The sequence below is a fragment of the uncultured Arenimonas sp. genome, from assembly GCF_963976025.1.
Lineage (GTDB): Bacteria > Pseudomonadota > Gammaproteobacteria > Xanthomonadales > Xanthomonadaceae > Arenimonas.
Genome location: NZ_CAXBJS010000014.1, coordinates 1 through 12,814, shown reverse-complemented (window position 1 = coordinate 12,814; position 12,814 = coordinate 1). Strand labels below are relative to the sequence as shown.

The 12,814-nt window shown below is 69.0% G+C and carries 12 protein-coding genes; 6 read left to right on the top strand and 6 right to left on the bottom strand.

From position 1 onward, the window contains the following. Positions 1–3: 3 nt before the first annotated feature. The 4 genes from folE to AACZ35_RS02050 are packed head-to-tail and all read right to left on the bottom strand — an operon-like array spanning position 4 to position 4,255. A complete protein-coding gene (gene folE / locus AACZ35_RS02065) occupies positions 4–588 on the bottom strand; it encodes a GTP cyclohydrolase I FolE (protein ID WP_339825468.1) in 585 nt (194 codons plus the stop codon). A gap of 46 nt (positions 589–634) precedes the next feature. Continuing rightward, positions 635–1,867: a TCR/Tet family MFS transporter gene (locus AACZ35_RS02060; protein WP_339825466.1), complete on the bottom strand. Its 1,233-nt coding sequence runs from the start codon at positions 1,865–1,867 to the stop codon at positions 635–637. A 9-nt stretch (positions 1,868–1,876) separates the two neighbouring features. Continuing rightward, on the bottom strand, positions 1,877–3,049 hold the full coding sequence (locus AACZ35_RS02055) for a class I SAM-dependent rRNA methyltransferase (RefSeq protein ID WP_339825464.1): 1,173 nt from the start codon (positions 3,047–3,049) through the stop codon (positions 1,877–1,879). A 39-nt stretch (positions 3,050–3,088) separates the two neighbouring features. After that, entirely contained in the window at positions 3,089–4,255 is a 1,167-nt protein-coding gene (locus AACZ35_RS02050) for a GGDEF domain-containing protein (protein WP_339825462.1), read from the bottom strand. A gap of 293 nt (positions 4,256–4,548) precedes the next feature. Here AACZ35_RS02050 and AACZ35_RS02045 point away from each other — a divergent pair, with 293 nt between their 5' ends. The 4 genes from AACZ35_RS02045 to AACZ35_RS02030 all read left to right on the top strand — a co-directional run bounded on the left by AACZ35_RS02045 (position 4,549) and on the right by AACZ35_RS02030 (position 9,333). After that, positions 4,549–5,520: a TerC family protein gene (locus AACZ35_RS02045; protein WP_339825460.1), complete on the top strand. Its 972-nt coding sequence runs from the start codon at positions 4,549–4,551 to the stop codon at positions 5,518–5,520. Positions 5,521–5,563: 43 nt separating this feature from the next. Then, positions 5,564–6,337, top strand: coding sequence for a rhomboid family intramembrane serine protease (locus tag AACZ35_RS02040; protein ID WP_339825457.1), 774 nt, complete (start codon positions 5,564–5,566; stop codon positions 6,335–6,337). Positions 6,338–6,409: 72 nt separating this feature from the next. Next, positions 6,410–7,612, top strand: coding sequence for a GGDEF domain-containing protein (locus AACZ35_RS02035; RefSeq protein ID WP_339825455.1), 1,203 nt, complete (start codon positions 6,410–6,412; stop codon positions 7,610–7,612). Positions 7,613–7,683: 71 nt separating this feature from the next. After that, on the top strand, positions 7,684–9,333 hold the full coding sequence (locus AACZ35_RS02030) for a M28 family metallopeptidase (RefSeq protein WP_339825452.1): 1,650 nt from the start codon (positions 7,684–7,686) through the stop codon (positions 9,331–9,333). Here the strand turns inward: AACZ35_RS02030 and AACZ35_RS02025 are convergent, their stop codons facing one another. Continuing rightward, a complete protein-coding gene (locus AACZ35_RS02025; RefSeq protein ID WP_339825449.1) occupies positions 9,334–9,813 on the bottom strand; it encodes an Lrp/AsnC family transcriptional regulator in 480 nt (159 codons plus the stop codon). 122 nt (positions 9,814–9,935) lie between these two features. Between AACZ35_RS02025 and phhA the strand changes: the two genes are divergently transcribed. After that, on the top strand, positions 9,936–10,823 hold the full coding sequence (phhA, locus tag AACZ35_RS02020; protein WP_339825446.1) for a phenylalanine 4-monooxygenase: 888 nt from the start codon (positions 9,936–9,938) through the stop codon (positions 10,821–10,823). Here the strand turns inward: phhA and AACZ35_RS02015 are convergent. Beyond that, positions 10,769–11,494: a hypothetical protein gene (locus AACZ35_RS02015; RefSeq protein WP_339825443.1), complete on the bottom strand. Its 726-nt coding sequence runs from the start codon at positions 11,492–11,494 to the stop codon at positions 10,769–10,771. The two genes, phhA and AACZ35_RS02015, sit on opposite strands and share 55 nt — an antisense overlap. Before the next feature lie 143 nt (positions 11,495–11,637). Here AACZ35_RS02015 and AACZ35_RS02010 point away from each other — a divergent pair, with 143 nt between their 5' ends. Then, entirely contained in the window at positions 11,638–12,777 is a 1,140-nt protein-coding gene (locus AACZ35_RS02010; protein WP_339825440.1) for a sensor histidine kinase, read from the top strand. The last annotated feature ends 37 nt before the right edge of the window (positions 12,778–12,814 follow it).

The window sequence follows — 12,814 nt, the reverse complement described above, 5'->3', positions numbered from 1 at the left end:
GACCTAGCGGCCGGGTCCCACATCGATGAAACGAAGGAACTCGGCCCGGGTGCGGGCGTCTTCGCGGAAGCTGCCCAGCATCTTGGAGGTGATCATGCTGACGCCGCGCTTGTGGATGCCGCGCGTGGTCATGCACTCGTGCGCGCCCACCACCACCACGCCGACGCCGCGCGGCTGCAGCACGTCCTGGATGCAGTTGGCGATCTGCGCGGTCATCTTTTCCTGCACCTGGAAACGCCGGGCGTAGGTCTCCACCACCCGGGCCAGCTTGCTGATGCCCACCACCTTGCCGGCCGGCAGATAGCCGACGTGGGCCTTGCCGATGATCGGGGCCATGTGGTGTTCGCAGTGCGATTCGAATTCGATGTCGCGCAGCACGATCAGCTCGTCGTAACCCTCGACTTCCTCGAAGGTGCGCGCCAGGTACTCGCGCGGGTCGACGCTGTAGCCGCTGAACCAGTCGCCGTAGGCCTTGGCCACCCGGCGCGGGGTGTCGAGCAGGCCTTCGCGCGCCGGGTCTTCGCCGGCCCAGCGCAGCAAGGTGCGGACGGCATCCTCGGCCTGGTCCTGGGTGACGGTCTTGGTCATGGCAACGGCTCCTCGAACGTGGCGCCCATCCTAACCCCGGCCCGTGTCAGGGCCGCGTGGTGGTGACCCGCCAGGCCAGCAGCCCACCCAGCGAAACCATGAACGCGGCCAGCCAGAAGCTGGCGCCGGCCATCGGACCGCGCAGTTCATTCGCCGCCACGAAGGCCAGGGTCTGGGTAAACAGGGTCGGGCCCAGGATGCCGGCGATGGAACTGAGGCTGCCGATGGCGCCCTGCAGCCGGCCTTGTTCGGTGGGCGAAACCCGCGCGGTCATCAGCGACTGTGCCGCCGGGCCGGCCACGGCCCACAGCGCCGCCACCGGCATGGCCGCCCAGAACCAGTAGCCGTTGGGCGCCAGCGCATACATCGCAAACCCCAGGCCGCCGGCGGTGGCACCGATAAGCACCGTGCGGCGGTCGCCGAAGGTGCGGGCGATGCGCCCGACCAGGCCGCCTTGCACGATCACCGTCAGCACGCCGACCAACAACAGGGTCCAGCCGACCATTTCCAGGCCCCAGCCGAACCGGTAGTCGGCGTAGAGCACGAAGGTGGTGGGATACACCAGGTGCGCCAGCGCCATCAGGAAGCTCACGCCGGCAAGCCCGAACAGTTCCGGGTGCGCGCGCAGCATCTTCAGCGAGGCCAGCGGATTGGCGCGGCGCCACTCGAACGGCGCGCGCCGCTCCGGCGGCAGCGATTCGGGCAACACGAAGTATCCGTAGCAGAAATTCGCCGCGCACAGCCCGGCCGCCACCCAGAACGGCAGGTGCAGGTCCACCGCGCCCAGCCAGGCGCCCATCACCGGCGCCACGGTGAAGCCGATGCCGAAGGCCATGCCCAGGCGCCCGAAGGCCGCGGAGCGTTTTTCCGGCGGCGTGACGTCGGCGATGTAGGCGTTGGCGGTGCTGAAGCTGGCCGAAGTCGCGCCCGACAGCAGCCGGGCGATGAACAGCAGCGGCAGCGTGTTGGCCATGGCCATGATCAGGAAATCGATCGCCAGGCCGGCGTTCGAGACCAGGATGACCGGCCGGCGCCCGAAGCGGTCGGAAAGCGCACCCTGCACCGGCTGGGCGAAGAACTGCATCACCATGTAACCGGTGGCGAACAGGCCGTGCCACATCGTGGCGTCGGCGATTTCACCGCCGGTGATCTGCTTCAGGAGATGCGGCAGCACCGGGATGATCAGGCCGAAGGCCATAACGTCCACCAGCACCGTGACGAAGATAAAGGCCAGCGCGGCCCTGCGCACGCGCGGCAGTTCAGCCAGTGGCGCGTCCATGGGTCTTCCTCAGAGCACGCGGCAGAACACTGCCTTCAGGTAGCGGCTTTCCTTCACGTGGGCCATGAACGGATGATCGCCGCCGGCGCCCGCGACCTTGAGCACCTGCACGGTGCGGCCCGAATAAAAGGCCGCGCGGCGGATCATGTCCAGGAATTCTTCTTCCGACACCAGGCCGGTGCACGAACAGGTCAGCAGGATGCCGCCCGGGCTGACCACCTGCATGGCCAGCTTGTTCATGTCGTTGTACTTCTTCAGCGCCGGGATCACCTGCTCGCGGTCGCGGGTCAGCTTGGCCGGGTCCAGCACCACCACGTCGAACTGTTCACCGCGCTGGTGGGCGTCGCGCAGGTAGTGGAACAGGTCGGCCTGCACGAACTTGATCTTTGCATCGTTCAGGCGCGCGTTCTTCTCGGCGACCTCGAGGATTTCCTCGTCCAGGTCGATGCCGATCACCTCGCCGGCGCCGCCCCGGGCCTTGGCGTAGATGGCGAAGCCGCCGGAGTTGCAGCAGATGTCGAGCACGCGCTTGCCGGCAGTGAAACGCGCCAGGAATTCGCGGTTGTCGCGCTGGTCGGCGAAAAAGCCGGTCTTGTGGCCGCTGCCCGGGCTGGCGCGGAACTTCAGGCCGTGTTCGGTGATCAGGCTCGGCTCCGGCGCCGGCGGCGCGCGGAAGTCGAAACTTTCCTGCTTCTGCACGTGTTCTTCGGCGAAGCTGTAGAAGCGGCAGCCCGGGAACTGCTCGCGCAGCGCCGCATATACCCATTCGCGGTAGCGGAAGGCACCGGCCGAGAAGAACTCCACCACCAGCAGGTCGCCGTAGCGGTCCACCACCAGGCCCGACAGGCCGTCGCCTTCCGAATGCACCACGCGCCAGGCGTCGGTGGTTTCGTCCAGGCGCAGCGCCTGCCGGCGCAGGGCTACCGCGTCGGCGATCTTGCGGGCGAAGAAGGCCTCGTCCACCGCCTCGTCGGCGTCTTCGGTGAGCACGCGCAGGGCGATGCGCGAATGGCCGTTGTAGAAACCGCGGCCGACCCACTTGCCGGTGTTGTCGACGATGTCCACGATGCTGCCCGGCTTGGGCTTGGCGTCGGGTTTGACCACCATCTTCTGGAAGATCCAGGGGTGGTTGGAACGGCGCTCGATCTTGAGCGAAATGACGGGCAGGGCAGGCGTATTCATCGGCGGATTGTACCGGGGCCGGCCCGCCCCTGCCCCGGCTCAGCCCGCCGGGGAAAGCTCGACGCGGTCGCCGCCGGCCCGCTTGGCCTGGTACATGGCCAGGTCGGCGCGCTGGAGCACGGACTCCAGTGGCTCGTCGGCCCGGACCTGGGCGACGCCGATGGACACCGGCACCGGGATTTCTTCGCCCCGGTAAAGCATGTGGGCGTGGTTGATGGCCTCGCGCAGGCGTTCGGCCACCACCCGGGCACCGGCGGCGTCGGTGCTGGGCAGCAGGGCCACGAATTCATCGCCGCCCAGGCGGCCGAGAACGTCCTCGCCGCGCAGCACCAGCCGCGCGCGTGCCGCCAGGTGCCGCAGCACGCCGTCGCCGGCGGCGTGGCCCAAGGTGTCGTTGACGACCTTGAACTGGTCCATGTCCAGCAGCAGCACCGCCAGCGGCCGGCCGTGCCGGCGCGATTCCGACACCAGGCGGTGGCCGTGTTCGACCAGGCCGCTGCGCGCCAGCACGCCGGTTAGCGGATCAACCGTGGCGAGCTTGCGCAGGTCTTCGTAGGCCCGCTCGGTGTGCATCAGGATGAAGCCCAGGCTCAGGAACATCACGCCCACGCAGGCGTAGGTGAACACGACCATGTCGCTGGGACCCGCCTCGAACAGGCTGCCCTGGGCCCGCGGCGCCAGCGAGTGTTCGACGAACCGCCAGGCGGCCACCAGCACGCCGAAGGCCGCAAAGGCCCCGGTCAGGCGTGCGGCAGTGAAACCACCGCGCCGGTAGGCGGCCGACATGGCCAGGGCGATGCTGCCCAGCAGCACGGTCGCGGCGACGGAATTGACCAGCACGCGGGCGCTGTAGTGCGGGCGGAATTCCGAGAACCAGACCAGGCCGGCCACTGCCACCACCACCTCTCCCCAAAGGCGATACCGGCGCTCGGGCAGGCCCTGGAAACCGCGCACGGCCCGGGCCATTTCCGCGAATCCCAGCAGCAGCAGGCCGTTGCCCAGGGAAATCGACACCGGATCAGGCAGTTGGCCGCGAAGGGCGAGCATGGCCCAGGCCAGGGGGTGCAACAGCAAGCCCACGGTCCAGATGCGCAGGTGGCGCCGGCGCTCGGTCGGGAAGTGCTGGCCGGCCTGGGTCAGGAAAAGCACCGTCAGCGCGCTGAGCAGCACGCCCACCTGCATCACCGAAAGTACGTCCAGCGCCATGCCGTCCCCGTCCGAGGCCACCCGGCCACGGGCCCGAGATTAGCGCGGAGGCGGCGCGAAAGGGTGTGATTGACATCAAGTTAACCGGGCATGACAGAATCTGCCCACAGAAGGGGAGTAGCTCCCGCTGCCGATATCGTCATCACGGGTCCGGACCCACGTCCAAAACCCCGGTCCGGCAGGCAGGCCCAAGGCCTGCGAGCGAGACCTTCGCCCGCCCACGGTGAATGTCGTTCCGTCCCGGAACGAGACGTCGTGGCCCGGACGACAGGCCACGCTTCGGAGAATTTTTCTTGGAAACCATCGGCACCCCGCTCATGTGGACCGTCTTCACGGTCCTGGTCCTGGTCGCGCTCGCCGTCGACCTGCTGGTGCTCCGGCAGAACGGCCCGCACAAGGTCAGCACCCGTGAAGCGGTGATCTGGTCGCTGGCCTGGATCGGCCTGGCCATGGTCTTCAACGTCGGCCTGTGGTGGTACCTGCAGGGGCAGATGCCGGCGCAGGACGCCGACCGCATCGCGCTGGAGTTCCTTACCGGCTACCTGGTCGAAAAGGCCCTGGCGGTCGACAACATCTTCGTCTTCCTGATGTTGTTCACCTATTTCGCGGTGCCGCCGCAGTCGCAGCAGCGGGTGCTGATCCTGGGCGTGCTGGGCGCGATCGTGCTGCGCGGCATCCTGATCTTCGTCGGCGCCGCGCTGATCGCGAAGTTCCACTGGATCCTCTACATCTTCGGCGTCTTCCTGCTGGTCACCGGCGCGAAGATGCTCTGGGCCGCCGGCCAGGAACCGGACATGGACAAGAACCCGGTGCTGCGCTGGCTCACCGGGCGCTTCCCGATGGTGCGGCGCTACCACGGCGAAGCGCTGTGGCTGGGCCAGGGCCGGCGTCGCAAGTACACGCCGCTGTTCATCGTGCTGGTGATGATCGCCATCACCGACGTCATCTTCGCGGTCGACTCGATCCCGGCGATCTTCGCCATCACCACCGACCCGTTCATCGTGCTCACCTCGAACGTGTTCGCGGTGCTGGGCCTGCGCGCGCTGTATTTCCTGCTGGCCGGCGCGGCGGAAAAGTTCCACCTGCTGGCCTACGGCCTGGCGATGGTGCTTATCTTCATCGGCGCGAAGATGCTTATCGTGGACATCTACAAGATCCCGGTGGCGATTTCGCTGGGCGTGGTGGCAGCCACCATCGCCACGTCGATGGTGATGAGCCTGTGGGTGAAGCCCCGCCAGCCCAAGGACGTGCTGCCCGGCGGCTGACCCGGCCCTTGCACCCGCGCCCGCCGGTCCCCACCTGAAAGGGATGGACTCCGAACGCAAGCGCCACGCCGAGGCCGTGGGGCGCCACTTCCGCCTGGCCCTGCTGGCCTCGATGGCCTTCGTGGCGCTGATCGGCGCGATTTTTTTCGCCACTCCGGCTCTGGGCGGCCTGCGTGAGTTCGCGCTGGTGCCGCTGCAGGCCAAAGGCCTGGTCGGCATCCTTACCGCGCCCCTGCTGCATGGTTCGGCCGGGCACTGGCTGGCCAATGCCAGCGCGCTGCTGGTGCTGGGCACCCTGGTCGGCACCGTTTATCCGCGGGCGGCGCTGCGGGCGCTGCCGGTGCTGTGGCTGCTGTCGGGCGTGGTCACCTGGCTGATCGGCCGGCCGTCCTTCCACATCGGCGCCAGCGGGCTCACCCACGGGCTGATGTTCCTGCTGCTGTTCCTGGGCCTGTTCCGGCGCGACAAGGCGGCCATCGCCGCGGCGCTGATCGCGTTTTTCCTCTACGGCGGCATGGTGCTGACGATCCTGCCGCGCGAGCCCGGCGTGTCCTGGGAATACCATCTGGGCGGCGCCCTGGCCGGCATCGTCGCGGCCTGGCGCTGGCGACGCCTGGACCCGGAACCGCCGCGCAAGCGCTACAGCTGGGAAATCGAGGAAGAGCAGGCCGCCGCTCTGGCCGAGGCCGAAGCGGCGCAGTTCGAACCGCCGCGCCCCGAGGACGTGCCCGTGCTGTGGCAGCGCCCGGTGCCCCCGCCCGGTGGCGTGGTGCTGCCATTCCGGCCCCGGCGCGACGAGGATGAGGCAGGTCGCTGAATTTCTCGGGCTTGCGCCCCCGCCGGAGGGGTGGAACCCTTGGGCCGTGACCCGCCATCGCCAAAGGAGGCGATGCCGTACGTGCAGTGGTCCTTCGACATCCGCTCCGGCCTGCTGGTCGGTGCCCTTCTCACCCTCCTGATCGGCGTCGTCCTGGCGGTGGTGGCCCGCGCCATGCCCGCCGCCTTCCGCCCGGCCATGAACTGGTGGGTGGCCGCCACCCTGCTGCAGCCCACCGGCTTCGTGCTGCTGAGCCAGCGCGACCAGCTGCCCGGCTGGGTGACGATCGTGGTCGCCAACGCCTGCATCGCCGGGGCGTTTGCCGCCTATGCGGTGGCGTTGCGCCGTTTCCACCGGCTCAAGGTGCCGCACGTCCTGCTGTGGGGCATGGTGGTCCTGGCCGTTGCCGTCTCGGCCTGGTTCGGACTGGTGCAGCCCGACCTGACCATGCGGCTTATTGCCATCTCCCTCGTGCTGGCCTGGATGCTGGGCTACTGCGCCTGGACGATTTACCGAGGCCCCGAAGGGCGCGGCCTGATCCGCCATGTCGCCGGCAGCGCCTTCCTGATGGCCGCCCTGATCATGGTTTACCGCGCGCTTGCGCTCACCTGGGACCCGGGCCAGGTGATCGCGGTGTTCCAGCTGACCCACGTGCAGCTGCTTACCTACGGCGTCGGCAGCATCCTGCCGGTGGTGGCGACGGTGGGCTTCCTGCTGCTGTGCACCGATCGCAGCCAGCGTGAGCTTGAGCGCGCCGCGCGCGTGGATTACCTCACCGACGTCTACAACCGCCGCGCCATCGAAGAACTCGGCACCCGCGCCATCGCCAGCGCGCGCCGCCACGGCACGTCACTGGCCCTGCAGGTGGTGGACATCGACCACTTCAAGCGCATCAACGACGAACTGGGCCACGCCGCCGGCGACCTGGCCCTGGTGCGCGCGGTCGAGCGCATCCGCGAGTGCCTGCGCGCGGAAGACGTGCTGGGCCGCCTGGGCGGCGAGGAATTCATCGTGCTGATGCCCAATTCCGACGGCGCCAGCGCAACGGCGGCGGCCGAACGCATCCGCGAAGCGTTCTCCGACCGGCCGCTGGACCTGCGGGGCCAGCCGCGCAAGGTGACGCTGTCGATCGGCGTGGCGGTGCTGGCCCCGGCCGACCGGCTGTTCTCGCAGCTTCTGCAGCGCGGCGACCGGGCCATGTACGCCGCCAAACACGCCGGCCGTGACCTGGTGATGGCCGACGCGATGAGCGGCTGGGACCACCCGGCCGACTAGGCACATGGTCTTCATTCCCAGCAGCCGGGCCCGGTGGTAGCGTCAGGGGATTGTCCCTGGGAGTGCCCCGAATGAAGCAGCTGCTGGTTCCGATCGCCCTGACCCTGCTGGTGGCCTGCGGCCGCGAACCCGCGCCCGATGCGCCCGGCGCTCCGCCCGCGGCGGCCGCGCGGGAAGCCGACGGCGCCCGCCGCATCCAGGCCGACGTTGCTTTCCTGGCCGACGACCTGCTTGAAGGCCGCGCCGCCGGCACCCGCGGTTACGACCTGGCCGCGCTGTACGTGGCCAACCGCTACCGCGCCATCGGCCTGGAACCGGCCGGCGACGACGGCAGCTACCTGCAGGCGGTGCCGCTGCTCGAAGGCCGGCGCGAATCCGAAGGCGCCAGCTTCAGCATCAGCCGCGGCGGCGAACGCATCGAATTCACCTTCCAGGACGACTTCCTGCCGGGCGTGAACTACAACGCCGCCAGCCACGCGGTCACCGCGCCGCTGGTGTTCGTCGGCCAGGCGGTGCACGCACCCGAGCTGGACCACGACGACTTCGACGGCGTGGACGTGCGCGGCAAGATCGCCGTGTACTTTTCCGGCGCCCCGGCCGATTTCGCCAACACCCAGCGCGCCTTCCACGCCTCGGGCCGGCAGAAGCTGATCACCCTGGCCGAGCGCGGCGCCGTCGGTGCGGTGCAGATCGGCAACCCGGTGGACGAAGCCAAATACCCCTGGGCCCGCGGCGCCCGCAACTGGGCGATGCCCGGCATGCGCCTGCTTGGCCCGGACGGCCAGCCGGTGGACGCCTTCCCGGAGCTGCGCGCCACCGCCAGCCTGGGCGTGCATGCGGCGCGCCGCCTGTTCGAAGGTGCGCCGATGGACGCCGACGAAGTCTTCGCGCGCCGCGAGGCCGGCACGCTGGAAGCCTTCGACCTCGAAGGCCAGGCCACGCTGGCCGGCCGCACCACCCTGGCGAAGGTCACCAGCCACAACGTCGTCGGCAGGCTGGCCGGCACCGACGCCGCGCTGGCGTCCGAGCACATCGTCTACACGGCTCATCTCGACCACGTCGGCATCGGCGCCGAAGTGGACGGCGACGGCATCTACAACGGCGCCTTCGACAACGCCCTGGGCACGGCGGTGATGCTGGAAGCCGCGACGGAACTGGTGGCGACGCCGGCGCCCAAGCGCACGCTGCTGTTCGTGGCGCTCACCGCCGAAGAACGCGGCCTGCTCGGCGCCGAACACTTCGCGTCCAACCCGGGCGTCGAAGGCACGCTGGTGGCGAACATCAACATGGACATGCCGGTGTTCCTGGCCGACGTCACCGACGTGGTGCCGATCGGCATCGAACACTCCAGCCTGGAAAACGACGTCAAGGCCGCCGCCGACGTGCTGGGCATCGGCCTCACCGCCGACCCGAAGCCCGAGGAAGTGGTGTTCGTGCGCTCGGACCAGTACGCCTTCGTGCGCAAGGGCATTCCGGCCGTGTACCTAGACGCCGGCATCAAGGCCCGTTCGCCGGACGTGGACGCGCTGGCCCTGTACGAAGACTTCCTCACCGGCCACTACCACCAGCCCAGCGATGAAACCGCGCTGCCGATCCACTACCCCAGCGCCGCGCGCCTGGCGATGCTCAACGCCGCCATCGGCCGCCGGGTGGGTGATGCCGACCAGAAGCCACGCTGGAAGGAAGGTGACTTCTTCGGCCGCACCTTCGGCGGGCAGTGATCAGCCCAGGTGACCCAGCGGCAGGCCGCGCGCCTGCTTCACCGTGCGCAGCACGAAGCTGGAGTTGATGTCGGCGACGCCGCTGGCATTGAGAAGGTGGTCGAGCAGGAAACGCGAGAAGTGCGCCAGGTCCTGCACCACCACCTGCAGCAGGTAGTCCATCTCGCCCGTAAGGGCATGACAGGCCACCACTTCGTCCCAGCGGTTCACGCGTTCGGTGAAGGCCTGCACGGCGTCGGCGTCATGGCGGGCCAGCTGCACGCGCACGAAGGCCTGTAGTCCCAGGCCGACTCGCTCGGGGTCGATGCGGGCGGCGTAACCGGCCAGCACGCCGTCCTGTTCCAGGCGCTGCACGCGGCGCAGGCAGGCCGAGGGCGAAAGTTTCACGCGCTCGGCCAGGTCGGCGTTGCTCAGCCGGCCTTCGCGCTGGAGTTCGGCCAGGATGGCCAGGTCGGTGCGATCGAACTTTAGCTGGTCCACTTCATGCGGTCCCTGCCGTCTTTGACGCAATTATGTTGCGCGGTTAAGGGCCAGTTGCGCAAGTACGCAAGCCGATTGCGGCCGGCTGGCGATAGACTGGTGCAAAGCGTACGGAGAAAGGCATGAACACCCCGCGCCGCGTCGAACACCAGCTCACCGACAAGGGCTACGTGCCCGTCTACACCACGGCCGTGGTCGAACAACCCTGGGGCGACTACACCGCCACCGACCACGAGGTCTGGGCGACGCTGTTCAAGCGCCAGCGCGAAATCCTGCCCGGCCGGGCCAGCAAGGAATTCCTGGCCCAGCAGGAAGTGATGGGCATGTCGGCCGACCGCATCCCGAAGTTCGACGAACTCAACCCGGTGCTGCGCAAGGCCACCGGCTGGGAGCTGATCGGCGTCGAGGGCCTGCTGCCGGAACTGACCTTCTTCGAACACCTGGCCAACCGGCGTTTCCCGGTCACGTGGTGGATCCGCAAACCCGACCAGCTCGACTACCTGAGCGAGCCCGACCTCTTCCACGACCTGTTCGGCCACGTGCCGCTGCTGATGAACCCGGTCTTCGCCGACTACATGGCCGCCTACGGCCGCGGCGGCGTCAAGGCACACGGCATCGGCCCGGAAGCGCTGGTGAACCTGACGCGCCTGTACTGGTACACGGTGGAATTCGGCCTTATCAAGGAAGACGACGGCCTGCGCATCTACGGCAGCGGCATCGTCAGCTCCAAGAGCGAATCGATCCACTGCCTGGAATCGAAGGCGCCCAACCGCATCGGCTTCGACCTCGAGCGCATCATGCGCACGCGTTACCGCATCGACACCTTCCAGAAGACCTACTTCGTGATCGACAGCTACGAACAGCTGATGGAAGCGACGCGGCCCGACTTCACGCCCATCTACGAACGCCTGGGCAAAGTCGACAGCTTCCCGGCCGGCAGCGTGCAGCCGGGCGATCAGGTGTTCAACCGCGGCACCGGCGAAGGCTGGCTCGACGACGGCGACGTCTGAGTCTTCGCGGCCGGCCGACCGTACTTTCGGTTGAGCCACCAGGCCGCGATGAAGGCGCCGGCCAGCGGCGTGAACCAGGCGAAGTGCTGCAGCAGCTGCGGATCGACACCCGGCAGCAGGCCGCGCAGGCCGATGCCGAAGAAGGCGATGTGGGTAGCCACGCCATTGCCGATCATCGCGCCGTAATGTTCCTTGAGCCACCACTTCGGGTCGGTGGCCGAACGCCGCCAGCTGGTCCAGGCGCCGATGCCGACCAGCACGCCGACGCCGCCGAACACCTGCAGCAGCACCGCACCCACCTGCATGCCGAAGGCGATCATGGCCAGGCCGCTGCCGGCGGTCAGCGCGGCGACGAACCAGTACATGTGGCCGAAGTAGGCCGCGCGGTCGCGGCGGTCGCGGATGGCGCGCCAGGCCGACCAGGTGGCGTTGCCCACCAGCACCAGCAGGTAGGTGAGGAACAGCGCACCGACCGGCTGGCCGCGCGCGATCAGCTGCAGCACCAGCGGGATGCCGGTCAGCATGATGCCCAGCATGGCCAGCAGGTAGACCTTGCCGACGCTGCGATGCAGGGGCGAACCCTTCTTCGCAAGGCCGGCCGTCCAGAAGGTGGCCAGGGCAATCGTGCCGGCGACGACGTGCGCGAAAACGGTGAACTTGGCGAGGTCCATGGGGTAGCTCCTTCGGTGTGGGCACAGTCTCGGCCGGCCGCGCCGGCCGCTCAGGTGCCGGCGGTCACCGGTTCCGGGTGCCGGAAGTCACTTTGTTGCCGCCAGGGCTTGAGCCCCGCGCGGCGCCGGCCCAAGCTGGCGGCATGCACGCACCCTTCAAGCAGTTGTTCACGCCGCTCAATTTCGCCGGCTACGTCACCTGGGCGGCGATCGGCTGGGAGGTGATTTTCCTGGGCTCGGGCGTGCCCGCGTGGCTGGAGGCGGCGCCACCTGCCTGGCTGTTGGCGACGGTGCACCTGGCCTGGTTCGGCCTGTTCCTTGGCGTGCTGTCTGCCGACAACAACCCCTGCACCCGCCTGCGGGCGATGGTGGTCGCGCAGTACCTGCTGGCCTTCGCGATGATGGCGCTGGCGCGCAATTCGACGCTGCCGATCCTGCTGATCCTGTGCGCGGTGCAGGTGGCCCACCTGTGGTCGCCGCGCGGGGTCGCGGTGGTGCTGGTGTTGGCGAACCTGGCGCTGTATGGCGTCTATGCGTTCGTCTGGGGCTGGGCTTCGCCGTTGGTGGGCACCCTGATGGTGGGCTGCTTCCAGATCTTCGCCGCCAGCGCCGCCTGGTTCGGCGTCAGCGCCGAACGCGCCCGCGACGAACTGGCCGCCGCCAATGCCGACCTGCTGGCGACGCGGTCCCTGCTGGCAGAAACCGCGCGCGACGGCGAACGCCTGCGGCTGTCGCGCGAACTGCATGACGTCGCCGGGCACAAGCTCACCGCGCTGAAATTGAACCTGGCGGCACTTTCGCGCGACCCGCGCGTGGCCGGTGACGCCCAGGTCGCGCTGTGCGCGCGGCTGGCCGACGAACTGCTGGCCGACATCCGCGAGGTCGTGCAACAGATGCGCCGCTCCGACGGCATGGACCTGGGCCCGGCGATCGAAGCCCTGGCCACGCCCTTCCCGCGGCCGCGCCTGCACTTGCAGATAGACGGCGACGCGCGCGTGGGCTCGCTGGCCCAGGCCGAGGCCGTGCTGCGCGCGGTGCAGGAAGGCCTGACCAACGCCGCCCGGCATTCCCAGGCCAACAACCTGTGGGTGGTGCTGGCGCGCGAACCCGGCGGCCTGCGCCTGGACATCCGCGACGACGGCCGCGGCCGCGGCGCGCTGGAGCCGGGCAACGGCCTGCGCGGCATGCGCGAACGCCTGCAGGCGCTGGGCGGCGGGCTGGAGCTTGGCCGCACCGACACCGGCGGCGTGCACCTGCAGGCCTGGCTGCCGGTGGCGGCATGAGCGCCGAACGGATCCGTGTCGCCCTGGCCGACGACCA